This window comes from Marinobacter alkalisoli, assembly GCF_045449795.1.
Lineage (GTDB): Bacteria > Pseudomonadota > Gammaproteobacteria > Pseudomonadales > Oleiphilaceae > Marinobacter.
Genome location: NZ_JBJJLB010000004.1, coordinates 1 through 23,072 on the forward strand (window position 1 = coordinate 1; position 23,072 = coordinate 23,072).

Annotated in this window: 21 protein-coding genes and 1 tRNA gene; 8 read left to right on the top strand and 14 right to left on the bottom strand. The window is 58.0% G+C overall.

Annotated elements, in window-relative coordinates:
• Nucleotides 1–5 precede the first annotated feature (5 nt).
• The 4 genes from ACJO3M_RS00965 to ACJO3M_RS00980 all read right to left on the bottom strand — a co-directional run bounded on the left by ACJO3M_RS00965 (nt 6) and on the right by ACJO3M_RS00980 (nt 2,541).
• Nucleotides 6–81, bottom strand: a tRNA-Val gene (locus ACJO3M_RS00965).
• 192 nt (nt 82–273) lie between these two features.
• Entirely contained in the window at nt 274–543 is a 270-nt protein-coding gene (locus ACJO3M_RS00970; RefSeq protein WP_406998884.1) for a hypothetical protein, read from the bottom strand.
• A 107-nt stretch (nt 544–650) separates the two neighbouring features.
• A complete protein-coding gene (locus tag ACJO3M_RS00975; protein WP_406998885.1) occupies nt 651–1,499 on the bottom strand; it encodes a DUF2846 domain-containing protein in 849 nt (282 codons plus the stop codon).
• A 67-nt stretch (nt 1,500–1,566) separates the two neighbouring features.
• Entirely contained in the window at nt 1,567–2,541 is a 975-nt protein-coding gene (locus ACJO3M_RS00980; protein WP_406998887.1) for a hypothetical protein, read from the bottom strand.
• A gap of 160 nt (nt 2,542–2,701) precedes the next feature.
• Here ACJO3M_RS00980 and purE point away from each other — a divergent pair, with 160 nt between their 5' ends.
• From purE to ACJO3M_RS01010, 6 genes are all read left to right on the top strand, one after another.
• Nucleotides 2,702–3,193, top strand: a complete 492-nt coding sequence (gene purE / locus ACJO3M_RS00985; protein WP_406998889.1) for a 5-(carboxyamino)imidazole ribonucleotide mutase — start codon at nt 2,702–2,704, stop codon at nt 3,191–3,193.
• 367 nt (nt 3,194–3,560) lie between these two features.
• Nucleotides 3,561–4,679 (top strand): 5-(carboxyamino)imidazole ribonucleotide synthase, encoded by a 1,119-nt coding sequence (locus tag ACJO3M_RS00990; protein WP_406998891.1) that lies wholly within the window; start codon nt 3,561–3,563, stop codon nt 4,677–4,679.
• Nucleotides 4,680–4,751: 72 nt separating this feature from the next.
• Nucleotides 4,752–5,330, top strand: coding sequence for a superoxide dismutase [Fe] (gene sodB, locus ACJO3M_RS00995; protein ID WP_406998893.1), 579 nt, complete (start codon nt 4,752–4,754; stop codon nt 5,328–5,330).
• Between the two features lie 254 nt (nt 5,331–5,584).
• The gene (locus tag ACJO3M_RS01000) at nt 5,585–7,645 is read left to right on the top strand and encodes a putative bifunctional diguanylate cyclase/phosphodiesterase (protein WP_406998895.1); all 2,061 of its coding nucleotides are present in this window, start codon (nt 5,585–5,587) and stop codon (nt 7,643–7,645) included.
• 56 nt (nt 7,646–7,701) lie between these two features.
• On the top strand, nt 7,702–8,289 hold the full coding sequence (locus ACJO3M_RS01005; RefSeq protein WP_406998897.1) for a LemA family protein: 588 nt from the start codon (nt 7,702–7,704) through the stop codon (nt 8,287–8,289).
• 11 nt (nt 8,290–8,300) lie between these two features.
• Nucleotides 8,301–10,232: a M48 family metallopeptidase gene (locus tag ACJO3M_RS01010; protein WP_406998898.1), complete on the top strand. Its 1,932-nt coding sequence runs from the start codon at nt 8,301–8,303 to the stop codon at nt 10,230–10,232.
• A 5-nt stretch (nt 10,233–10,237) separates the two neighbouring features.
• On the opposite strand, the gene gspD is transcribed toward ACJO3M_RS01010, so the two are convergent.
• The 6 genes from gspD to ACJO3M_RS01040 form a co-directional block, all read right to left on the bottom strand.
• Complete coding sequence (gene gspD, locus ACJO3M_RS01015; protein WP_406998900.1) at nt 10,238–12,193, bottom strand: type II secretion system secretin GspD; 1,956 nt, start codon at nt 12,191–12,193, stop codon at nt 10,238–10,240.
• Between the two features lie 33 nt (nt 12,194–12,226).
• Complete coding sequence (locus ACJO3M_RS01020; protein ID WP_406998902.1) at nt 12,227–13,081, bottom strand: type II secretion system protein N; 855 nt, start codon at nt 13,079–13,081, stop codon at nt 12,227–12,229.
• Nucleotides 13,081–13,872, bottom strand: coding sequence for a type II secretion system protein N (gspN, locus tag ACJO3M_RS01025; protein WP_406998904.1), 792 nt, complete (start codon nt 13,870–13,872; stop codon nt 13,081–13,083). Before gspN ends, ACJO3M_RS01020 begins: the two co-directional genes overlap by 1 nt.
• Nucleotides 13,873–14,071: 199 nt before the next feature.
• On the bottom strand, nt 14,072–15,724 hold the full coding sequence (gene groL, locus ACJO3M_RS01030; protein WP_406998906.1) for a chaperonin GroEL: 1,653 nt from the start codon (nt 15,722–15,724) through the stop codon (nt 14,072–14,074).
• A gap of 78 nt (nt 15,725–15,802) precedes the next feature.
• The gene (gene groES, locus ACJO3M_RS01035; RefSeq protein ID WP_011785505.1) at nt 15,803–16,090 is read right to left on the bottom strand and encodes a co-chaperone GroES; all 288 of its coding nucleotides are present in this window, start codon (nt 16,088–16,090) and stop codon (nt 15,803–15,805) included.
• Between the two features lie 230 nt (nt 16,091–16,320).
• Nucleotides 16,321–16,863: an FxsA family protein gene (locus ACJO3M_RS01040; protein ID WP_406998908.1), complete on the bottom strand. Its 543-nt coding sequence runs from the start codon at nt 16,861–16,863 to the stop codon at nt 16,321–16,323.
• Nucleotides 16,864–16,957: 94 nt separating this feature from the next.
• On the opposite strand from ACJO3M_RS01040, the gene ACJO3M_RS01045 reads away from it, so the two are divergent.
• A complete protein-coding gene (locus ACJO3M_RS01045; protein WP_406998910.1) occupies nt 16,958–17,719 on the top strand; it encodes an SDR family oxidoreductase in 762 nt (253 codons plus the stop codon).
• A gap of 189 nt (nt 17,720–17,908) precedes the next feature.
• Here ACJO3M_RS01045 and ACJO3M_RS01050 read toward each other — a convergent pair whose 3' ends face one another.
• The 3 genes from ACJO3M_RS01050 to ACJO3M_RS01060 form a co-directional block, all read right to left on the bottom strand.
• A complete protein-coding gene (locus ACJO3M_RS01050; protein WP_406998912.1) occupies nt 17,909–18,220 on the bottom strand; it encodes an MGMT family protein in 312 nt (103 codons plus the stop codon).
• A 170-nt stretch (nt 18,221–18,390) separates the two neighbouring features.
• Complete coding sequence (locus tag ACJO3M_RS01055) at nt 18,391–19,788, bottom strand: AmpG family muropeptide MFS transporter (RefSeq protein WP_406999086.1); 1,398 nt, start codon at nt 19,786–19,788, stop codon at nt 18,391–18,393.
• 15 nt (nt 19,789–19,803) lie between these two features.
• On the bottom strand, nt 19,804–20,286 hold the full coding sequence (locus ACJO3M_RS01060) for a YajQ family cyclic di-GMP-binding protein (protein WP_406998914.1): 483 nt from the start codon (nt 20,284–20,286) through the stop codon (nt 19,804–19,806).
• Between the two features lie 118 nt (nt 20,287–20,404).
• On the opposite strand from ACJO3M_RS01060, the gene ACJO3M_RS01065 reads away from it, so the two are divergent.
• The gene (locus tag ACJO3M_RS01065) at nt 20,405–21,376 is read left to right on the top strand and encodes a response regulator (RefSeq protein ID WP_406998916.1); all 972 of its coding nucleotides are present in this window, start codon (nt 20,405–20,407) and stop codon (nt 21,374–21,376) included.
• Nucleotides 21,377–21,705: 329 nt separating this feature from the next.
• Here the strand turns inward: ACJO3M_RS01065 and ACJO3M_RS01070 are convergent, their stop codons facing one another.
• Nucleotides 21,706–22,917, bottom strand: a complete 1,212-nt coding sequence (locus tag ACJO3M_RS01070; protein WP_406988257.1) for an argininosuccinate synthase — start codon at nt 22,915–22,917, stop codon at nt 21,706–21,708.
• Between the last annotated feature and the right edge of the window lie 155 nt (nt 22,918–23,072).

Here is a 23,072-nt window from a genome sequence, read left to right on the forward strand (position 1 = left end):
GAAAATGGTGGGTGGTACTGGGATCGAACCAGTGACCCTCGCCTTGTAAGGGCGATGCTCTCCCAGCTGAGCTAACCACCCAACTTTCACACTTTCAAACCATCGTCTCTCAACGATTCACTCGCCGCTTTCGCGGCTTGCCAAGTCAGCGGTGCTGTCTCGATCAAGTGAGACGCGCATTTTAAGCATTTGCCCGGCGGTGTCAAATATTTTCCGAAAATTTTCCAAAAAAAGTGGCAACCCGTTAAAAAACGGGCATTTTATGATCAGATGCTATGGTGATGGCTTGTGCTTTTTCTGGCCGTCCACTGATTTCAGCGTCGGTCCCTTCTGACCCGCATTCCGGGCTTTCCTTTCCAGCGACAGTTCGCTGACCCGCAGCTTGCGGTCCCCCGGAAGCGCCCTTTCTGCCAGCGTGCGGTTAAGGTGGTCCAGGCGCTGCCTGAACTCTTCTATTCGCTTGCCTGTAGCCTGCACAACCGCAGGTACAAACTCATTGGAAAACCGGCTCATACCGTGCCGCAGCGAATCCTTCAATGACATAGTCCTTTACCCTGTGCATGTGACTAACCCAAGTGTAGTAATGCCGCCAGAGTTCTACAATTGTGAAACTGCTCACACTTTACGTCGCTTTGGCCAATCCGGCCGGCTCAGAAAATCCACCAGCCTCCGGATGATTCCGCTTCTTCTTTACGCCTACGCTCTTCTTCCAATGCGGCGTATTCCAGCTCCAGCTCGCGGATTTTCCGGTCACTCTCCAGCGGCACAACAGGGCCACCGCCAAACGGCCAGAACCAGGAGGGCGAATGGTACTTTCCCTCCTCTTTCATACGCTCGATTTCCAGCTCCCTTTCCTCTTCCAGCAGCACCATCCGACGCTCGAAATCAACGTCCTCATTTTCTTCCACAATGGACGCTGCGGCGTGATTGGGGGCCAGCAAATCACTGTTAAGGAAACGGGTGGACACCAGCTCTGTCGCCTGCATGGCATACGCCCGGCTGACCAGTTGCAGGTCACCCTGGGCCAGCGGATGCTCAGGGTCGAGATCCGGGGCCGCGCGCTCCGGCTCGGCCAGTTCGTTATAGCGTAGGTAATAAATGCGGCCGGGCTCCACCTTCAATGTGGCATCCGCAATCAGGCTCAGGCTGAAAGAGTTCAGCCCCTCCAGCCCCAGCAGTGGTCGGCGCATCGCGATGTGGCGTTCCCCCGGACTGACTTCCAGCCAGGTGAAGCTGTTATTGCGGATGTTGAAATAGTGCGTGTCATCCACGTAGACGCTGGGGGCCTCGATCTCATCCGCCGCCCACTGGGAATGGGTGCGATAGAAATAGATCAGCGCGTTGTCCTGATTCCACTGATCGTTCGCGATATGAACAAAATCGTGGCCGGACACCGGGTGCAGAAAGGATCCAACGCTTTTGCCAATGGACTGATAAACGGTACAGCCGGAAACCAGTACCAGCATCGACAAAAGCATCATGGGTAATCGGGTTTTCATTGTTATTCACTCTTCGTCCTTTGCGAGTGCCCCGATCATAGCAACAGCAAAACGGCAGAACTGAGAGCTACCGCAAGGTCTCGCTCCGCAGCTCATCCACCTGCTCGGACAGGCGCACCAGCCGGGACGTCAGCTGGGAGCGGGAGGAATCGATGGACTCAACCGTGCGTTTCAAGGTTCCCAGCTCAGAACGGACAGCCTTCACATCACTACCGTTGGCCAGCTTCCCGACATCTTTCTCCAGCGCCCCGATGCGACCTTCCAGACCATCAATACCCAATTTCTGTTCCCGCTCGAATCGCTGAATACGGCGATCCACAACCTGATCCACCCCGTCCAGCGCGGAGTTCAACTCTGTCAGCCGCTTATCGGCCTGCTCCGTAGACTCCTTCAGGCTGACAATCTGCTGCCCCAGCTCCTTGCGCAACGACGCCACCTCACCGGACAGGGACGACTCCAGCTCATCCACAGAAGCCGCCAACTGCTCACGGGCAGACACTTCGTCTTCCACGTAACCGGCCAGCGAATCCAGGCGGGTGGCATGCTCATCCAGGCGTTTTTTATTGCGCTCGTTTGCTATGGCCCAGAGCTTGCGGATTTCGCTGTCCGCCGTATCCAGGCGCTCCTCCTGATCCGCCAGGGTCTGCTCGATGGACTGGCCTTTCTCCTCCAGGTTTTCCCCGGTTTCGGACAGATCACCCTCGAACCGCGCCAACGCAAGCTTACTCTGCCGCGCCCAGTAATCCGCGTCCTCCAGCTGCCCTTCCAGGGCCTCGATCTGCTTCGCCTGACTGAACCAGCCGCCCCCGGCAACTACCGTCAGCACTACCAGCGCGACCCACAATCCGGCCTGGCCGCCTCGTCCGTTGCCACCACCGTTGGACTTCGGGGCTTTCGAGCCTGACTCCCCGCCCTTACCGCCACCCGCGTCTTTTGCTGCAGCCTTTTTCGGCTTCTCCCCAGACTCGGGCTTTCTCGGCGCACCACTGCGAATACGGGACTCAGCCCTCAGTTCATCGTCATCTGGACGGATCGGTTCCATTACAACTCCCGGAATTATGGACGGTTCAGGTAATAAGGCCCGATAATACCCGCACTGGCGGAATCATTAAAATGGCGGCGAAACAATAAAGCACGGTTTGCATGCTTATTAGGCAAAACATACAATGGCCGGCTTTCCAACATACACAGGACTGTTGCATATGCAGCCGCTTGTAGGTCTCATCATGGGCTCCAAATCGGACTGGCCCACCATGGAACACGCCGCCAACATGCTCGACAAACTCGGCGTCGCCTATGAAACCCGGGTCGTTTCCGCCCACCGCACACCGGATCTGCTGTTCGATTATGCGAAAACCGCCTCCGACCGGGGCCTGAAGGTCATCATCGCCGGTGCTGGCGGGGCCGCGCACCTACCGGGCATGGTTGCCTCCCAGACATCGCTGCCGGTATTGGGGGTCCCTGTTCAGTCTAAAGCCCTTAACGGCCTCGATTCCCTGCTGTCCATTGTCCAGATGCCCGGCGGCATTGCCGTTGGTACACTGGCGATTGGCAAGGCCGGCGCCACCAACGCGGGCCTGCTGGCGGCACAGATTGTGGGTACGTCCAATGATGACGTGCGTAAAGCCGTCGATGAGTTCCGTGCGAATCAGACTCAGACGGTTCTGGATAATCCCGATCCAAGGGATCAGTAAGCCGGTCACGGAGTAAGAAACGTTCGGAGCCTTCTGTCCAAAACACGCTACGAGCACATCCATGTGCGCTTGTTTCGGGCCGTCCATGGCCCTCAACAGTTTTGGACAGAAGGCTCCGAACGTTTCCCCAGGCTTTGGTGCATGATGATCAAACAAGCATGGGATTCAGATGTAGGTTGGATTAGGCAAAGCCGTAATCCAACAAACCGAACCAACGGACTCAAAAGTTCATTGAGCGGGGTGGGGAGGTCTTTATAAAAAACACCGCCTGTCTGAGCAAAGCGAGTTCAAGCGGAGTTTTTTATAAAGACCTCCCCACCCTGCTCCACCACCGAGACAAATTGCCAATCATGGCAGGAGAACACAGATGAGAATTGGTGTACTAGGCGCCGGCCAACTGGGACGCATGCTGGCCCTGGCCGGTTACCCACTGGCCAAGACGTTTGTATTCTACGACATGTCCGGCAGCCCCAGCGCCGGGCTCGGTGAAGTCATCATCGACCGGGAAGGCGAGTACCTGGACGACTTCCTCTCACGCGTTGACCGGGTCACCTACGAATTCGAACACCTGCCGGTTGAGGTGGCCGAAAAAATCGCCGCCCACAAAACCGTGCATCCCAGTCCTCGCGCACTGCAGGTCTGCCAGAACCGCGAAGCCGAGAAAACCCTCTTCGGCGAACTCGGCATCCCCACTCCGGAATGGAAAATCGCAGACAGCGCCGAATCCCTGCAGGCCGCTGCTGAGGAACTCGGCTGCCCCGTCGTTGCCAAATCCAATACCGAAGGGTATGACGGCAAAGGCCAGGCTGTACTCAAAAGCCCGGAAGAAGCTGCCGCTGCCTGGAAGTCCATCGGCCATCCACGCCTGATCGTGGAAAAGTTCGTCGCTTTTCAGCGGGAAGTCTCCATCATCGCCGTACGCGGCGAAGATGGAGAACTTGCCTTCTATCCTATTGCCGAGAACACCCACCACGAAGGCATCCTGCGATACTCCATCGCCCCGGCGCCCGGCCTGGAGAAACACATCCAGGACGATGCCGAACGCTACATCAAGGCACTGTTGAACGAACTGAACTACGTCGGCGTACTGACACTGGAACTGTTTGAGACCGCCACCGGCCTGGTCGCCAACGAAATGGCCCCAAGGGTTCACAATTCCGGCCACTGGACTATTGAAGGCGCCATGACCAGCCAGTTCGAAAACCACATCCGGGCGGTCAGCGGGCATCCGCTGGGCAACGTCGCGCCCCGTGGCGTAAGCTGCATGGTCAACATCATCGGCGAGCATGGAGACATTGAACGTATCCTGGAACTGCCTTACGCTCATGTTCACCTCTACAATAAAGGAGAACGTCCGGGCCGGAAGCTTGGTCACGTGAACGTCCTGGCAGACAGTTACGAAGAACTGGTCTGGCGGGTGAAGAACTGCGCACAGTTTCTGCCCGGCAGCCCCGAGTTTAAAAGTTCTTTAACACCAAAGGGTTGATATAACTCAAAGCAGCCCTATATTCCATAAGTGTCATTCACATAAACAGAGAGAACCAGGGAGAACGACCTCATGGCATTTGAACTTCCCGCACTACCGTACGAAAAGAACGCACTCGAACCGCACATCTCTCAGGAAACCCTCGAGTACCATTACGGCAAGCACCACAACACCTACGTAACCAAGCTGAACGGCCTGGTTGAAGGTACGGATAACGCCAACAAGTCGCTCGAAGACATCATCAAGAGCGCCAGCGGCCCGCTGTTCAATAACGCCGCCCAGGTTTGGAACCATACCTTCTACTGGAACTGCCTGAGCCCGAACGGCGGCGGTGAGCCGACCGGTGCAGCGGCCGATGCCATCAACAATGCATTTGGCTCTTTCGAAGAATTCAAAAAAGAGTTCAATGACAAAGCCGCCAACAACTTCGGCTCCGGCTGGACCTGGCTGGTGAAGAAGGCCGACGGCAGTGTTGCCATCGTCAACACCAGCAACGCGGAAACGCCGCTGACCGGCGCCGACAAGCCGGTTCTGACCGTTGACGTCTGGGAGCACGCGTACTACATCGATTACCGCAATTCCCGCCCGAACTATCTGGAAGCTTTCTGGAAGCTGGTGAACTGGGATTTTGTGAACGAAAACCTGGCATAACATCGCCCGGAATGTCTTGCAGAGCCTGCTCTGCACCAAAAACGCCCGCTGATCAGCGGGCGTTTTTTTGTGTACGATCTACATAAACCTTACAAATTGAAACACCCGTACGCTGAAAACTTTGGAACAATTGCCGATACTGAACGCAGTGGCGCCAATTTGAACCATACTGAATAATAACAAACAGCTTTCGATTCGCCCCCACGGCAAGACTTTAGAGCTAATCCTGACGTAACGGATGAAAATGAGCCTTCATGCAGAACACCTTTGAGGTAGAACATCGCCTGAGTTACCGGGTACTGCGCTGGGTATTGGGCGTCGCCCTGATCAGCGGCATCATCATCAGTGCCATCCAGGTTGCCCTCGATGCTGGTCGGGTGTCCCGATCTCTGGATGAACATGCTACCCAGACCATCGCCCTCGTTCGGGATGCCGCGACCCAGGCGGTGTTCAGCATTGACAGCGAACTCGCCCAGCAAGTGGTTGATGGCCTGTTCGAACAGGAGGCCATTCATCAGGCCAGCATTACCCACCCGGACGGAGAGCCCCTCGGTTCCGGCAACCGCCCGTTGCAACAAGGCCCGTTCCGCCCAATCACCGCTTCCATCTTCAGCCCGGAACGGGAATACCGGGAGGCGCTGTCACGCCCCAGCAACCCCGGCACCGTTTACGGTTACCTGGAGGTTCACTACGATACCGCCCACGCCGCGCGCACCTGGCTTGAGCGCACTGCTGTCACCTTTGTCTCGGGTATCGCCACGGCCATCATTCTCGGCATGGCCCTGTATGTGGTTTTTCACCTCCTGCTGACACGGCCATTGCTCCGCATTGTCCACTCCGTCAAGCAGGTCAATCCCGAGCACCCGGATGACCGGCTGCTGTCACTGCCTCAGGGCCACCAGACCGATGAACTCGGCCTCTGGGTCAACGCCACCAATAACCTGCTGGTCTCCATTGGCGATACCCAGAAGCGCCACCTTGAGGCGGAAGACCGGGTCAACCGGCTATCCCGCTATGATCAACTCACAGGCCTGCCCAGCCGCGACACCTTCATGGAGCTATTAAAAGCAAACATTGAAGAATCAGCCGCCAGGAAAAACTCCCTTTCCCTGATGGTCTGCGGCATCGACGACTTCAAATCCGTCAATGAACAGTGCGGATTCAGTACCGGTGACCAGATCCTGCAAATCATTGCAGATCGCCTGATGCAGCGACTGGGCAGCCACCGCTTCACTGTCGCCAGACTGGGAAGCGATCAGTTCGCCGTGGTGGAAAAAGGCCTGCGGGACGGATACCAGGCCGCCGATACCGCCGAACTGGTCCTTGATTGTATCAACCAGCTCATGAACTTTGACGACCAGACCGTCGCCATAACCGCCACCCTCGGCATCGCACTCTTCCCCAATGACGCCACCAAGGCCGACCGGCTGCTGCAATGCGCGGAGCAAACCATGGCCCTGGCCAAACAGGGAGGCAACAACCACTTCCAGTTCTACGTTGCCAGCATTGACCGGGAAATCCGTGAACGCAAACAGCTGGAGAAAGACCTTTCCAGCGCCCAGGCCAACCACCAGTTCCATCTGGTCTATCAACCCCAGGTCAACCTGGATAACCGCCGGGTCATCGGGGCGGAGGCACTGCTTCGCTGGGAACACCCAGTCAGGGGGCTGGTGCCACCGGATCACTTTATTCCCATCGCCGAGACCAACGGCGCCATTGTCGAGATCGGTCAATGGGTTCTCGACCAGGCTTGCTGGCAGGCGGCTCGCTGGGCGGCCGATGGCATGCCGCTGAGGATCGCCGTCAACCTGTCGGCGGTTCAGTTACGCCAGGACTGCATTGTTGATGATATCCTCAGCACCCTGAAACGACATAACATCCCGGCAGGACGCCTGGAACTGGAAGTGACCGAAACCAGTTTCATGACCAACCTCGAAGACGCCGTGGCGAAACTGCACCGGTTAAACAAAGCGGGCATCAGCATTGCGGTGGACGACTTCGGCACCGGTTATTCTTCGCTGACCTACCTCAAGCGCATGCCGGTCCAGCACCTGAAAATCGACAAACAGTTCATCCGTGACCTGCTGGTGAACGAAGAAGACACCCGCATCGCCAACACCATCATCGACCTGGGGCGCAGCCTGAACCTCTCCGTGGTCGCCGAAGGGGTCGAAACCGCGGAACAGGAATATTACCTGACCCAACGCGGCTGCAAGCTGGCCCAGGGTTATTTCTTCAGCAAGCCATTGTTACCTCGCGATTTTGAGACCTTCGTGGCTGGCTTTCACAAGAAAATAGTAGAAAATAACGCCTGATCTCCCGGCACCACATTCCGGAATCCAAATCGCCCTGCCCGTTTCAAGGAGTTGTCATGGGAACCACCATTATCGGCTTAATCGTTATTGCGGTTGCTGTTTTTTATCTGGTCTACATCTACAACCAGCTGGTGTCTCTCCGTAACCAGTTCAAGAACGGCTTCGCCCAGATTGATGTACAACTCCAGCGCCGCCATGACCTGATCCCTAACCTGGTGGAATCGACCAAAGCCTACATGGCCCATGAACGCAATACGCTGACGGCGGTTATGGAAGCCCGCAACAACGCCGTCAGCGCCCAGAGGGATGCCGCCAGTGAACCCGGCGAAAGCACCAAAATGCAGCGGTTGGGATCGGCGGAGAACCTGCTCACAAAAGCCCTTGCCAATTTCTACGCCGTCGCTGAGAACTACCCGGAGCTGAAAGCCAACGAAACGGTACAGCAACTGATGGAAGAACTGTCCAGCACGGAAAACCGGGTCGCATTCGCACGCCAGGCCTACAACGACGGCGTGATGGGCTACAATATTTTCCGCGAGAAATTCCCCAATAACGTGATCGCCGGCCTGTTCGCCTTCAAGCCCACGTCCCAGCTTGAGCTGGAGACTCCGGAGGCCCGCCAGGCACCCAGAGTGGCCTTCTGAGGCCATAAATCATGGCTCATCAAGGCTTCTTCCAGCGCCAGGCCAATGCCCGGCGCAATACCACGCTGCTGGTCGTCCTGTTTCTTGCCGCCGTAATCCTGATCACCCTCGGGGTCTGCCTTGTAGGGTATCTGGTGACCCGCAGCGAAACCTCCGGCCTGGCATTCCACCACTGGCTGTTGAGCCAGCATGGCGCGATGACAGCCGCCGCCGTTGTCCTCCTGATTGTACTCGGGTCACTGGTACGCTGGCTTGACCTGGCCGGGGGCGGTGAACGGGTAGCCAACATGGTCGGCGCACGGGAAATTGCCCCCGACACCGGGGACGCCGAAGAACGCAAGTTACGCAATATAGTCGAGGAAATGGCCATCGCCAGCGGGGTTACGGTTCCCCGGTTGTATGTGATGGACCAGGAGACCGGTATCAATGCCTTTGTCGCCGGTTATACCCCTGGGGAAGCGGTAATGGTGGTGACCCACGGAGCCCTCACCCACCTGACGCGGGACGAACTGCAGGGCGTGGTGGGGCATGAGTTCAGCCACATCCTGAATGGTGATATGCGACTGAACGTACGGCTGATTGCCATTCTGGCGGGCATCCTGATGCTGGGTCAGATCGGCGGGTTCATGCTACGCGCCGGGTTCTACCGCTCGCATTCGTCGCGCACCTCGAGAGACGGCCGGGGGCAGGCAATCCTTGGCCTGATCGGGCTCGCCCTGCTGGTGATCGGGTATATCGGAGTCTTCTTCGGACGGCTGATTCAGGCTGCGGTGTCCCGGCAACGGGAAACCCTCGCGGATGCCTCATCGGTCCAGTTCACCCGCAATCCGGAAGGTATCGCCGGAGCGCTGTTCAAGATCGGCCTGAAGGGCGGCTATCTGGACACCACCAGTCACGCCAGCGACATGAATCACATGTGTTTCGGGGAAAGCGCCCGCATGAAACTGTCGTCGCTGCTGGCATCGCACCCGCCGGTGGAGGATCGCATACACGCAATCCAGCCGGGTATGCTGGCGCGCCTGCGAAGCCGGCTCAGGGATACGGAAGCCTCCCTGGATCTCTCCTCTGGCCGGGGAGCGCCCCACGCCGCCAACGCGTCTGGCTTTGCCGGAACGCAGTACAGCACGGAGAAACCGGCGGCCGGATTCTCCGGCAGCGTGGGCACCGTGACCCGCGCCGGCGAAGACTATGCCATCGCCCTGCTGGCACAGATCCCCCAGACCTTTCGCAACCTGCTCTACACCCGCGCCGGCGCTGTACAGCTCTGCTACGCCCTGCTGATTCACACCCTGCCCCGCAACGAGCAGGATGACGCTCTGGCGCAGATTACCCGGCACCCGCTGCTAAGCCCCCAACGGGATATCCTCGACAAGTTCCTTCCCGCCCTCGAAAGCCAGGGAACGGCCATCCGTTTCCCGGCGCTGGAACTGGCCATGCCGGCATTACGAAAACTCGATCCGGAAGAAAGAAACAGACTTCATACCGCGGTGCGGCAACTGATTGGCGCCGACCGGAAGGTCACTCTGTTCGAACTGGCCATGAGCAGCTTCCTGAAGCGCCACCTGACGCCTGAATCCGCACGGGTGGTACCGGTACGATACCGCAACTATAAAGCCGTGCTACCGGCTCTGAAGTGCCTTATGAGCCTGCAAGCCAGGGCTGGCGCCCGGATCGGGGACGAAGCGGAGAATCTGTACCGGGAAGCCATGGCAGGATTCGCCAGCGGCGAGGAGGCCGGAACTCTGCAAACGAGGGTATCGCTGAAAGAGCTTCAACAGGCACTGACGATCCTGAACCAGCTCTCCCCTCTGCTGAAGCCGGCCATCATCGATGCCGCCGGCCACTGTGTAACCCATGATGGACGGGTGGATGTCACGGAATATGAAATGATGAGGCTGGTGGCGGATCAGTTGGATTGTCCAATGCCGCCACTGCCAGCCTGATCCGGTTACTGGATGCGATCCGGGCCGGGGTTGAACAGGGTATCGATCTCGGGCCGCTGATCCGGCTCAGGCAACCCCAGCTTCTTGCGCACACCCAGGTTAACTTCCCACAGGCCGTTGTACTTCTCGGATGTCATAGCCACGGAGTCAGCCTTGTCCAGCAGGATCTTCGGGCGCAGGAACACCAGCAGGTTGCGCTTGATACGGCGTTCGGACTCCGAGGAGAACAACCGGCCAATGAACGGGATATCGCCCAACAGGGGCACCTTGCTGCGGTTGATCTGCAGATCGTCCTTCATCAGACCACCGAGCACGATGGTTTCGCCATCATCCGCCAGCACCGTGGTTTTGATCTCACGCTTGCTGGTGACAATGTCCGAGGCGTCCTCGACACTTTCCGCGATATTCTCGGTGGTCTGCTCCACCACCAGCCGTACCAGCCCATCAGCGCTAATGGTCGGCGTGACTTTCAGGGTCAGACCGATGTCGCGGCGCTCAATAGTCGTGAAGGGGTTGGTGGTGCCATCACCAGTCACGGTGGATTGACCGGTACGGAAGGGCACGTTCTGGCCGACAATAATCTCAGATTCCTGGTTGTCCAGGGTGATGATACTGGGCGTAGACAACAGGTTCGCCGCAGCGGAGGTCGACAACGCCTGCAACAGCACGCCCCAGCTCAAACCGTCCTCGTCCCGCTGGCCCGCACCCACAGTGATGCCTCCCGTAGCAGGCGCAATAAGGGAGTCGTTAATGATCGCGCCCAGCACATCGCCCAGGCTCTGACCGACGTTGCCGAAGTTGGTACCAGCAACCGGCGTCGACTCGCCAGACTCGTCCCCCACTGCAACCTGAACGCCAAGGTCCTGACCCAGCTCGTCACTGATTTCAACAATGGCCGCCTCAATCATGACCTGGGCCCGGCGCACATCCAGCTGCGCCACAATCTGTTCCGCCTCCTGCATCATGGAAGGTTCACCCCGGACGACCAGGGCATTCAGCCCCTCATCAGCAAACACGGAAAAGCCGGTATTACGCCGCGCCCCATTCTGGGAGGCGCCAGAGCCTCCCCCGGCTGTTTCCTGGGCAACCTCCCCCATGACACCTTTGAGCAGTTCGGACAGGTCTGCGGCATCGGCATGTTTCAAGCGAATAACTTTCGTGGTCCCCCCGCTCGCAGAAGGCTGGTCAAGCTTGAGGATCAAGCTCCGCATTTTGTCCCGGAAGGTTTCATCACCCCGAAGAATCAATCGATTGCTGCGTTCATCGGCGGTCACGCTATACTTTCGGGCCGCACGTTCACCACCCGCTTGCCCCAGTTCGTCGGGCGCCAGTTCCTGAAGCAGCTCCACCATGTCGCCGACCCAGGCCTCTTCCAGCTGAATGACTTCCACTTCGTACTTGGAGGGGCTGTCCAGCTCGCTGACAATCTGCTCGATACGGCGAATGTTGGCCGAGTGATCGCTGACAATCAGGGCGTTAGCCGCTGCCACACCGGCCAGATGGCCATACTTGGCAACCAGCGGCCGCAGGATCGGTACCAACTCCAGAGCGTTGGCGTTATCAATCTGGATGACCCGGGTGATCAGTTGTTCGGAAGGGGTTTCCGTAAAGCGGTCCAGGGACTCCGCCGACTGCTTGGCGTCCACCTGCTGCACCACCTTGATCACTTCTTCCCCCGGAATGGCCGTAAAGCCGTGGACCTGCAACACCGCCAGGAACAAGTCGTAGATTTCATCCTTGTTCATCGGAGCGCTGGAGAGCACCGTCACCTTGCCCTTGACCCTGGGGTCCACTACAAAGCTGTAGCCGGTGATGTCTGCCACCTGGGTCACAAACGCACGGATGTCCGCATCTTTCAGGTTCAGTCTCCAGGTTTCATCCTGTCCATAGGCAAGAGACATCAGAGGCATCAGGAGGACCAATACCATGGCCCGAAACAGATTCGTCTTATGGTTATACATCTGGCGATTTCGTCCTGTTATCGATGAACCCGGTCAGCGCCACTGCTCGGGTATGGCATAGCTCACGGTCAGGGTGGAACCGTTCCGTTCAATTTCGATTTCCAGCTGGGGCTCCGTGCGCCAGCTGTCCAACAACGACTTGTCCTGCTCAATATCACCCAGGCGCTGCCCGTTGACGGCGGTAATCACATCACCGGCCCTCAGGTTAACGGCATTGAGCATGGCATTGGAACCGTCGTACACATATCCCCCCGAACCCGAACCATCCGTCGGTGAGAGCCCGTAGGCGGCCAGCGCGGCCGCGCCCTGGCTGTCCAGCTTGTCCCGGGCGTCGGCAAGAAACTGGTCGGGCGATTCTGCCGGTTCCTGCGGTTCATCCGCAACCAGCGCATCTCCGCCGGTCTGTTCTTCGAAAGCGAGAGACTCATACCGACCATTGCGACGGATCAGGATGCGCCCGGGCTCCACTTCCACCAATTCGGCATTCCCCGGAAGCGCATCCCCTACCCGGTAATGTTCGGTTTCGCCGTTACTTCCAGCAACTATAGCACCTGAGTCCTCTGGGCGCTCCGCCAGCATCACCCCTTCCAGGCGCAATTTCAGTCCGGTTTCCGGAGCCGACCGGCGTACCACCTCCGCCACCCGGTTTTCACCCCGGGGGCGGCCAAACAGTTCGTAATTGGAAATGGGCGTATCCAAAGACGCATTGCCCCTGCCTGGACTACCCGCTTCCACCCCGGCGCTTGCAACAAACGGCTGTTCATCCCACAGCACCAGCCAGGTCACACGCGCCAGCGTCACCGCGAGATAGACCACCAGCAGCAACAGTAAAAGATTCGCCAGCAACCGTGCGATACGCGCCTGCCCCTGAAACGATAGCGCCGCCATCAGAACCCTCCGGGCAGCAACGGCTGCCGGACACGGAACACCACATCATCCGGCTGGGCCGAGCCCGACCAGGGCTGATCCGCCAGATCGACCATACGCTTGTAGACACGCAATTCCATGGTTCCATTCCACTGGATATTGGCGTCCGCCGCTGGCCCATCACCGCCCTGCTCCAATACCGTCAGGGCAATGCCATTGTTGGTGGTGTCCAGGTTCGCCTCCATGGGCGGGAACTCGGCCTGGCCCGTCTGATTCCCCATTGGCCAGGTCACCAGGCCGCCATCCCAGCGGCCGTAGCCGCGGGCATCGGCCAGGCGATTGTCTTCCCAGGCAACCCGGAGGCGATCGATGGTGACGTCGCCCTCGATCATGGCGCCGCCACTCTGGCGGATCAGGTCTTCAAACTCCGCCACGGTCACATAGCCACGGGCATCCAGACTCAGATTGCCCGGCCAGACGACAACGACATCACCGCTCAATTGCGATTGTGACGTGGCAATGGACAGCGCCAGCGGCCATTGCAGGGAGGAAACCGAAGGCCAGCCCAGTTCCCAACCAGCACGAACCGGATAACCGGCAACCACCATATCTGCAGCGCCACGCCAGAGCGTACCGGAAACCTGCTGCACCTGAACCTGGGGAGGCAGTGTGAGATGGGGTGAGGCCTGATGCCAGATCCAACCAGCCGGTACCCATACAATCAACGCCACCAAATAGACAAGCAATCCAGCCAGCAGAAGCAAAAAGACCTTGCCGGGACGGAGAAAAGATTTTGCTGCAGATTCAATCATTCAGCGACACATTAAAAATGAACCGGTTGCCGAGTCTAGCAAAGGGAATATGGCAGGTCATGAAACAATTGCACAAAGCCGGAGGTTTTTCTTGTCAAATCATGCCGCCACGGATGCCAGACACAAAAAAACCCGCGCAGGATGATACCTGCGCGGGTTTTTTCGGGTCTCCGGCTTGCGGAGAGAGGTTACGGGAGGCTTACATCATGCCGCCCATGCCTCCCATTCCGCCCATGCCACCCATGTCCGGCATGCCGCCGCCAGCTTGCTCGTCTTCCGGCTCATCCGCCACCATGGCTTCGGTGGTGATGATCAGGGAGGCAACGGAAGCCGCAGCCTGCAGCGCGGAACGGGTTACCTTGGCCGGATCCAGGATACCCATTTCCAGCATATCGCCGTACTCTTCCGTGGCGGCGTTATAGCCGTAGCTGCCCTCGCCCGCACGGATGTTGTTGACCACAACAGACGGCTCGCCACCGGCGTTCTGCACGATCTGGCGCAGCGGCGCTTCCATCGCACGACGCAGGATGTTGACGCCAGCTTTCTGCTCCTCGTTGATCGCATCCACCTTGTCCAGTGCGGCAATGGCACGGATCAGGGTAACACCACCACCGGCAACAACGCCTTCTTCTACCGCAGCGCGGGTAGAATGCAGCGCGTCCTCAACGCGGGCTTTCTTCTCTTTCATTTCCACTTCGGAACCGGCGCCAATCTTGACCACGGCAACACCGCCAGCCAGCTTGGCCACACGCTCCTGCAGCTTCTCCTTGTCGTAATCGGAAGAGCTGTCTTCGATCTGCTTGCGGATCTGCTCAACGCGAGCCTCAATGTCGGACTCAGCGCCGGCGCCGTTGATCACCGTGGTGTTTTCCTTGGTGATGTTGATGCGCTTGGCAGTACCCAGGTCGTCCAGAGTGGTGTTCTCCAGAGTCAGGCCCACTTCTTCGGAAATCACGGTACCGCCGGTCAGGATGGCGATATCCTGAAGCATTTCCTTACGACGATCACCAAAGCCAGGCGCCTTCACAGCGGCGACCTTGACGATACCGCGCATGTTGTTGACTACCAGGGTAGCCAGCGCTTCGCCTTCGATATCCTCGGCGATGATCATCAGCGGCTTGCCAGCCTTCGCGACAGCTTCCAGCACCGGGAGCAGCTCACGGATGTTGGAAACTTTCTTATCAACCAGCAGGATGTATGGGTCTTCCAGCTCTACGGACATGTTGTCCTGGTTGTTGATGAAGTACGGAGACAGGTAACCGCGGTCGAACTGCATACCTTCAACCACGTCCAGCTCGTCTTCCAGGCCACGGCCTTCCTCAACGGTGATAACACCTTCTTTGCCCACACGCTCCATGGCGTCGGCGATGATCTTGCCGATGCTCTCGTCGCCGTTGGCGGAGATGGTGCCCACCTGGGCGATGTTGCGGTTATCATCACACGGCTTGGCCAGGTCACGAATGGCCTGAACAGCAGCGACGGTACCCTTGTCGATGCCGCGCTTCAGATCCATCGGGTTCATGCCCGCGGAAACTGCCTTGATACCTTCGCGAACAATGGCCTGAGCCAGAACGGTCGCAGTGGTGGTGCCGTCACCGGCGTTGTCATTGGTCTGGGAAGCAACTTCCTTGACCATCTGGGCGCCCATGTTCTCGAACTTGTCTTTCAGTTCGATTTCCTTGGCGACGGACACACCGTCTTTGGTGACGGTCGGCGCACCAAAGGATTTTTCCAGAACCACATTACGGCCTTTCGGGCCGAGGGTTACTTTGACCGCGTCCGCCAGGACATTAACGCCTTCAACCATGCGCTTACGCGCGCTGTCGCCGAATCTAACGTCTTTTGCTGCCATGTCTTCTATTCCTGTTCGTTAAACCGAATTCGTTGAATCAATCGGAATAATGAGAGTTCGTGCCGGTCGCTTTCGCGATCACTCAAGCACGCCGTAGATATCGTTTTCGCTCATGATCAGGAGCTCTTCACCGTCAACCTTTACGGTGTTACCGGCGTACTGACCGAAAACCACGGTGTCACCAACCTTGACCGCCAGTGCACGGGTTTCGCCGTTATCGAGGATCCGGCCATTGCCCACGGCGATAACCTCACCCTGGGACGGCTTTTCCTTGGCATTGCCCGGCAGCACGATGCCACCTGCAGTTTTCTCTTCTTCTTCCTTACGGCGCACGACAACACGATCGTGTAGCGGACGAATTTTCATTGCTCGGTTTCTCCAATAGTCAGATTAATGTGGCAATGACATTTGCTGTTAAAGGTCGGATCAGCGTATGCAACCCGACTGCTGTTGTAGGTCGGATTAGCGAAGCGTCATCCGACAAATTGCCCGGCCATTAACTAGCTGTATTCCAACTGTTATCAGCCCGCAGCGAACTTGTGTGTCCTATTTGGGGTGACCGGCGGGTATTTTCAACACCCGCGATAAAAAATTTTTTACTTTTTTTCGATGCGATCGTGATCGCGCTCGGTTTCGTCCCGGTACTCACCATCGATGATGTCGCCGTTGGCGTCCCGGTCGAACGGACGTTGCTGGCCAAAGGGATTCTCGCGATGATCAAACGGCCCCGGTCCGAACGGTCCCTGGCCACCGCCGGCGCGGAAATGAAATCCGCTGGCCTGGCCAGACACCACCAGCCGCTTCAGCGCCTGAGCAACAAACCAGTGCCGCGTACCCGGAATCAGACAAAGAAAGCCAACGGTGTCGGTGATAAAGCCCGGCGTCAGCAGCAGCGCACCGCCCACCGCCAGCACCAGCCCCTCGGCCACCTCTTTGGCCGGCAGCTCACCGCTGTTCAGCCGCTGGTTCGCCCGCAACAACGTGGCCAGACCCTGCTGGCGTAACAGCCAGGCACCGACCACCGCTGTGAGCAAAACCAGGCCAATGGTATTCAACACACCGATAACGCCACCGACCTTGATCAGCACCGCCATTTCGGCAATGGGCATGATAATGAAAAGAAACAGGAAAACGGGCAAGGTGCCTCCTTGATGATATAATCCGCGCACCAACAAGAATCATCCAGGCACACAGAAAACGTAAAACCACTGTAGAACTTAGTTAGGGCAAAACATGAAACTTCAAGATTCCGTGATTGCAATTACCGGCGGTGGCCAGGGTCTGGGCCGTGCCATGGCCGAATACCTCGCGGCCAGGGGTGCGAAACTGGCACTGATCGACCTGATGCCGGAAAAGCTGGAAGAAGCGGCAGAAGCCTGTAAGAAAGCCGGTGGCGATGCCAAATCCTACGTTTGCAACGTCGCCAAAGAAGAGGACGTCGAGAAGACTTTCGAGGCAATCGTCTCTGACTTCGGCCAACTGAACGGTCTGATCAACAACGCTGGCATCCTCCGTGACGGTCTGATGGTCAAAGCCAAAGACGGCGAAATCACCAAGCGTATGGAGCTGTCCCAGTGGCAGGCAGTGATCGACGTCAACCTCACTGGCGTGTTCCTGTGTGGCCGTGAAGCCTCCACCCAGATGATCAAGAACGGCGATCAGGGCGCGATCATCAACATCGCCTCTATCTCCCGCGCCGGCAACATGGGCCAGAGCAACTACTCCGCCGCCAAGGCCGGCGTATCCGCCCTGGTTCCGGTATGGGCGAAAGAACTGGCCCGCTACGGCATTCGCTGCATGGGCATTGCTCCAGGCTTTATCGAAACCGAAATGACGGCCTCCATGAAGCCGGAAGCCCTGGAGAAAATGACCGCCGGCATCCCGCTCAAGCGCATGGGCAAGCCGGAAGAGATTGCCTCTGCTGCGGCGTTTATCTTTGAGAATGACTACATGTCCGGGCGGATGATTGAAGTGGACGGGGCTTTGCGGCTCTGATCTGCTGACCTGTTAACTGAAATGACTGGCCCTCAATTAGCGGGGGCTGGCCCCGGGGTGGGGATACCTTTTCTTCCGGAAAAAGAACTCGCTTCGCTCAGACACCTTTGTTCCTGCAGAAAAGGTATCCCCACCCCGTGACCGACCTGACTCTCAGGAAAGCCTTCTCCACTGATCATTCCATTGGTGCTATGGCTGCCACTGGAAACGTTTCATCGAAACCCGGCCATTGAGGACTTCTACGCCCTCTTCGCGCAAACGGAAAACCTGGGTCTCGTAGGTATCGGAGCCCTGCGGAAAGGCTATCTGCCCGGAACTGCGGATGACTCGATACCAGGGGATGGAATGACCCGAAGGCAGCTTGCCCAAGGCTCGACCTACAAACCTTGCCTGACGCCCCAGACCCGCCATATCTGCAACTTGGCCATAGCTGGCCACGGACCCCGGCGGTATTAAAGCCACAACCTGCCAGATTTTCTGTTCTTTTGTTGGTTCGGGCATGGTTTTAATCTCTCAGGTAATCCGACAAATGCAGTTAACCCGGCCCACAAGAACCCGGTCTGATCGGCCCAGGGGTGGGGTGCCTTTTCTGCCGGAATAACGGTGTCTGAGCGAAGCGAGTTCGTTTTCCAGAAGAAAAGGCACCCCACCCCTGGGCCAGCCCCCTATGTTCACCGGGGCTCGGGCACCCCCTCAGCCTCCTCATTACGAGGCGCCAATGCATCCAGCCGAGCACCCTGGCGGATCATGTAGATAGCCAGGAGGATGGCGGGCACGCCCATGAAGCCGGCGACGAGGAAGAACTGCGCGTAGCCGAAATCTGCCACCACGATGCCGGAGAAACCGCCGATGAATTTGCCTGGCAGGGTCATCAAGGAGCTGAACAACGCGTATTGGGTAGCGGTAAACGATGCACTGGTCATGCTGGAGAGCCAGGCGATGAGCGCCACGTTGGCGATACCGCCGCTCAGGTTGTCGGCGCTGACCACGGCGGCAAGCGTGATTAAATTGGGCGGATACTGGGCCAGCACCACAAACAGCAGGTTGGTGGCAGCCGTCATCACCGCCCCCAGCAACAGAATACGGCGCACGCCATAGTGCACCACCATGACACCACCAACCAGCGACCCGACGATGGTCATGAAGAAGCCGAATATCTTGGTCACATCCGCCACCTGGGTTTTCGAGAAGCCCATGAAATCCAGGTAGAACGGGTTGGCCATCACCCCCATGGCGATGTCCGATATGCGGTACACCGCCACCATCAACAAAATCAGCAGGGCCAGTTCCTTGTAGCGGTAAAAAAAGTCCAGGAATGGCCCGGCCACGGCGGCGTAGAACCATCCCACCAGACGGGCCAGCCGGGGATTCAGGTGGGCGCGCTTGCTGGCTTCCTCCTCGATCTTGTGGGCAATGTCCTGGGCGGCGGCGAAGTGGTTCACCTCAGGCTCACGCACCACCAGCACCGTGACCACACCAACGCCGACCAGCAGCGCCATCACCTCATAAGACACCTGCCAGGACCAGAATTCGGCCAGATACAGGGCACCGGCGCCGGCCACCAGCAGCGCCAGCCGATACCCGAAAATATAGGTAGCCGCGAGAGCCGCCTGCAGCCGTTCCTCGGCAATCTCGATTCGGTAGGCATCAATGGCCACATCCTGGGTGGCGGAGGAAAACGCCACCAACAAACCACAGAGCGCCATCATTTCCGGGGCAGCGATGGCATCCACATGAGCCATCAGGTACAGGCCCGTGGCGATGCCGGACTGCGCCAGCAGGATCCAGCTCCGGCGTTTGCCCAGCAACCTGTCCAATAGCGGCAGCTTCAACCGGTCCACCACCGGGGCCCAGAACACCTTGATGGAATAGGTGATGCCCAGCCAGCTAAAGAAACCAATGGTGGCGGTTTCCACACCCACATCCGCCAGCCGCGCGTTCAGCGTCGAAAATACCAGCAGGTACGGCAAGCCAGCGGAAAACCCCAGGAACAACAGGGCGACGACCTGCCAGCGAGTGTAGGTGTAGAGTGCATCCCTGATCAGTGCCAGGCGTGTCCCGGATAAGATAGCGCGGCCTCCGGATCAGTCGCGGAAATTGTTGAACTGCAGGGGAATATCCAGCTCGGCTTCTTTCAGCATGGCAATGGCGGATTGCAGGTCATCCCGCTTCTTCCCGGTCACCCGCACCTTGTCACCCTGGATACTCGCCTGCACTTTGAGCTTCGCGTCCTTGATCATCTTGACGATTTTCTTGGCCATGTCGGTTTCGATGCCCTGCTTCAGCAGCAGGTGTTGCTTGACCAGTTTGCCAGCCTTGCTCTCACCGTCCTCGGACAGGGCGCGGCCATCGATGTTGCGCTTGGCAAAGGCCATCCGCAGCATGTCCAATAGCTGCTCCAGCTGGAACTCCTGCTCGGCACTGACGGTAATGCCCTTGTCATCGTGTTCGATATCCGCTTCCACGTTCTTGAAATCCCAACGGTTGCCCAGATCTCGCTTGGCCTGGTCCACGGCGTTGGTGACTTCGTGCATATCAATTTCGGAAACTATGTCAAAAGAGGGCATGGTCGTTATTCTCCGCAATACGTAATGGGTATACTCTATCCACGTAAATTAAGGGCAGAGCATAGCAAGACCCGCCCCTCACCGCATCTGACAATGGACTGGTAAGAAGTAGACAACAATGCCAAATCTGGACCTCCCCATCCTCGTAGTAGACGACGCAAAGTTCAGCAGTATGGTGGTTGGGCGCACCTTGCGAAATGCCGGATATCGCGACGTACGTATCGCCAACAATGCGTTGTCGGCCCTCGAGCTGATGGAACAACGCCCGGTCAGCGTGCTGATTGCCGACTGGCTGATGCCGGAAATGGACGGCCTGGAGCTGACTGACCAGGTGCGCCAGCAGGACGAGCAGGACAACCATTACACCTATATCATCCTGCTGACCGCCCGGGAAAGCGTGGAAGCCCTGTCTGAAGCCTTCGATCGGGGCGTGGACGATTTCATCTATAAATCCGACATGACCAAGCAGCTGATTCCCCGGATTTTCGCCGCCGACCGCATGGCCGACCGGCAAAATACCCTGCTGCGCGCCAACTCCCTGCTGATCGAAAACAATCGGGAACTGGAAGCCACGAACATCATCGACCTGGAAACCGGGTTGTGCAACAACAAATACGCCCGTGACCGACTGGGCAAATCCCTGCGTCATGCGGAGTCCCGCAACGGGTCAACAGCGTACGTGCTGTGCGGCATCCGCAACTGGCAGGAACTCAAGCGCAAGCACCCCCCGTCGGTGATGAGTGAGCTGGCCATCGGTATCGCCCGCCGCCTGAGCCACCTGATTCGCCCCATGGACACCCTGTGCCGCGTTGGGGACAACCAGTTTGCCATCGTGGCCTATTTCCCCCACAGCGAGAACTGCACCACCACAACGTTTCGGCGGATATTTGATGGCATAAATCACAAAGCACTGAAAACCACCGCCGGGTACATTTCCGTGGAAGCCGGCATGGTGTTGTGCAAGTCCGACGCACAGAGCGGCACGCCCTCGGTCCAGGAGGTGGAGCAGGCAGCGGTTCAGGGGTTGGTGGATGCGTATGAGACGCGGCGGTTTACGGAGACCATGCCGGCGGTTGTTGAGAAGGCTTGAAAACATTGTTGTCGGATTACGGCTTCGCGTAATCCAACATCACACTCGGTAACACTGAATCACACATCACCAACAGACTTCAGAGCGCGAAAGCCCTATTCTGAAATTGTGGATTCAAGCAGTATCCCCCATGGCGGAGGAGCCGTGTAGTACCTCCGCCGCCGTATGGGAGACGGATCCATCGAATTAACGAATTTTTCAGGCACTTTCGTTCTTTCCTTAAGTTTTGTTGTTAAGCCAGCTCCCATGAGCTGGCTTTTTTATGGAAGGAACAAAAACAAAAACGCCCGGAAAAATCCGGGCGTTTTGCAATCTACTGAACGTCAGCCTTAAAGCTTCCGCCCCTTGCCAGCTGCTATCCGCAACCGCAGCGCGTTCAGCTTAATAAAGCCTTCCGCGTCTTTCTGGTCATACGCGCCCTGGTCTTCCTCGAAGGTTGCGATCTTCTCGTCAAACAGCGAGTCTTCGGACTTACGGCCCACAACGTCGACATTGCCCTTGTACAGCTTCAACCGCACGGTGCCGTTGACGTAGGTCTGGGTCTGGTCGATCAGCGCCTGCAGCGCCTCACGCTCCGGTGACCACCAGTAACCGTTGTAGATCACTTCCGCATAGCGCGGCATGATGCTGTCCTTCAGGTGGGCCACTTCGCGGTCCAGAGTGATGGACTCAATCGCCCGGTGCGCGCGCAGCATGATGGTGCCGCCCGGGGTCTCGTAGCAGCCACGGGATTTCATGCCCACGTAGCGGTTCTCAACAATGTCCAGGCGCCCAATGCCGTTGTCACCCGCCATCTTGTTCAGGGTTTCCAGCACCACGTGGGGCTTCATGTCCTGACCGTCGATGGCAACGATATCGCCCTGCTTATAGGTCAGCTCAACATAGGTCGGCGTGTCTGGAGCGGCTTCCGGGGAAACACTCCAGCGCCACATATCTTCCTCGGCTTCCGACCAGGGATCTTCCAGGTTGATGCCTTCATAAGAGATGTGCAGCAGATTGGCATCCATGGAGTAAGGGGACTTGCCCTTCTTCTTCTCCACCGGAATGTTGCGCTCGTCGCAATAGGCCAGCAGCTTCTCGCGGGAGTTCAGGTCCCACTCGCGCCAGGGGGCAATTACCTTTACGCCCGGCTTCAGCGCGTAGGCGCCCAGCTCGAAACGCACCTGGTCGTTACCCTTGCCGGTGGCGCCGTGGGAAATGGCGTCCGCGCCGGTTTCATTGGCAATCTCGATCAGGCGACGGGAGATCAGCGGGCGGGCGATGGAGGTACCCAGCAGGTACTCCCCCTCATAGATGGTATTGGCGCGGAACATCGGGAACACGTAATCGCGCACGAACTCTTCGCGCAGATCCTCGATGTAGATTTCCTTCACGCCCAGCGCCTCGGCTTTCGCCCGCGCGGGCTCCACTTCCTCGCCCTGGCCGATGTCGGCGGTGAACGTCACCACCTCACAGTTATAGGTATCCTGCAACCACCGAACGATAACGGAAGTATCCAGGCCACCGGAATAGGCCAGCACCACCTTCTTGATATCAGACATGCCCTTGCTCCAAATCCTGAAATAGGGGTCAATAAATAAGGCGCATATTGTACGGGAGAGCGGGGGGAATGGCTATTCGGCAGAAAGTAGCGCCGCAACAGGCAACAGAGCGCGCTACCAAAAAAAATGGCCCTTCAACGGGCCATTTTCATGAT

What these genes read in the sequence shown, in the direction of transcription:
- ACJO3M_RS00970 (WP_406998884.1), bottom strand. Translation starts at nt 543, where the DNA reads ATGTCATTGAAGGATTCGCTGCGGCACGGTATGAGCCGGTTTTCCAAT.
- ACJO3M_RS00975 (WP_406998885.1), bottom strand. Translation starts at nt 1,499, where the DNA reads ATGAAAACCCGATTACCCATGATGCTTTTGTCGATGCTGGTACTGGTT.
- ACJO3M_RS00980 (WP_406998887.1), bottom strand. Translation starts at nt 2,541, where the DNA reads ATGGAACCGATCCGTCCAGATGACGATGAACTGAGGGCTGAGTCCCGT.
- purE (WP_406998889.1), top strand. Translation starts at nt 2,702, where the DNA reads ATGCAGCCGCTTGTAGGTCTCATCATGGGCTCCAAATCGGACTGGCCC.
- ACJO3M_RS00990 (WP_406998891.1), top strand. Translation starts at nt 3,561, where the DNA reads ATGAGAATTGGTGTACTAGGCGCCGGCCAACTGGGACGCATGCTGGCC.
- sodB (WP_406998893.1), top strand. Translation starts at nt 4,752, where the DNA reads ATGGCATTTGAACTTCCCGCACTACCGTACGAAAAGAACGCACTCGAA.
- ACJO3M_RS01000 (WP_406998895.1), top strand. Translation starts at nt 5,585, where the DNA reads ATGCAGAACACCTTTGAGGTAGAACATCGCCTGAGTTACCGGGTACTG.
- ACJO3M_RS01005 (WP_406998897.1), top strand. Translation starts at nt 7,702, where the DNA reads ATGGGAACCACCATTATCGGCTTAATCGTTATTGCGGTTGCTGTTTTT.
- ACJO3M_RS01010 (WP_406998898.1), top strand. Translation starts at nt 8,301, where the DNA reads ATGGCTCATCAAGGCTTCTTCCAGCGCCAGGCCAATGCCCGGCGCAAT.
- gspD (WP_406998900.1), bottom strand. Translation starts at nt 12,193, where the DNA reads ATGTATAACCATAAGACGAATCTGTTTCGGGCCATGGTATTGGTCCTC.
- ACJO3M_RS01020 (WP_406998902.1), bottom strand. Translation starts at nt 13,081, where the DNA reads ATGGCGGCGCTATCGTTTCAGGGGCAGGCGCGTATCGCACGGTTGCTG.
- gspN (WP_406998904.1), bottom strand. Translation starts at nt 13,872, where the DNA reads ATGATTGAATCTGCAGCAAAATCTTTTCTCCGTCCCGGCAAGGTCTTT.
- groL (WP_406998906.1), bottom strand. Translation starts at nt 15,724, where the DNA reads ATGGCAGCAAAAGACGTTAGATTCGGCGACAGCGCGCGTAAGCGCATG.
- groES (WP_011785505.1), bottom strand. Translation starts at nt 16,090, where the DNA reads ATGAAAATTCGTCCGCTACACGATCGTGTTGTCGTGCGCCGTAAGGAA.
- ACJO3M_RS01045 (WP_406998910.1), top strand. Translation starts at nt 16,958, where the DNA reads ATGAAACTTCAAGATTCCGTGATTGCAATTACCGGCGGTGGCCAGGGT.
- ACJO3M_RS01050 (WP_406998912.1), bottom strand. Translation starts at nt 18,220, where the DNA reads ATGCCCGAACCAACAAAAGAACAGAAAATCTGGCAGGTTGTGGCTTTA.
- ACJO3M_RS01060 (WP_406998914.1), bottom strand. Translation starts at nt 20,286, where the DNA reads ATGCCCTCTTTTGACATAGTTTCCGAAATTGATATGCACGAAGTCACC.
- ACJO3M_RS01065 (WP_406998916.1), top strand. Translation starts at nt 20,405, where the DNA reads ATGCCAAATCTGGACCTCCCCATCCTCGTAGTAGACGACGCAAAGTTC.
- ACJO3M_RS01070 (WP_406988257.1), bottom strand. Translation starts at nt 22,917, where the DNA reads ATGTCTGATATCAAGAAGGTGGTGCTGGCCTATTCCGGTGGCCTGGAT.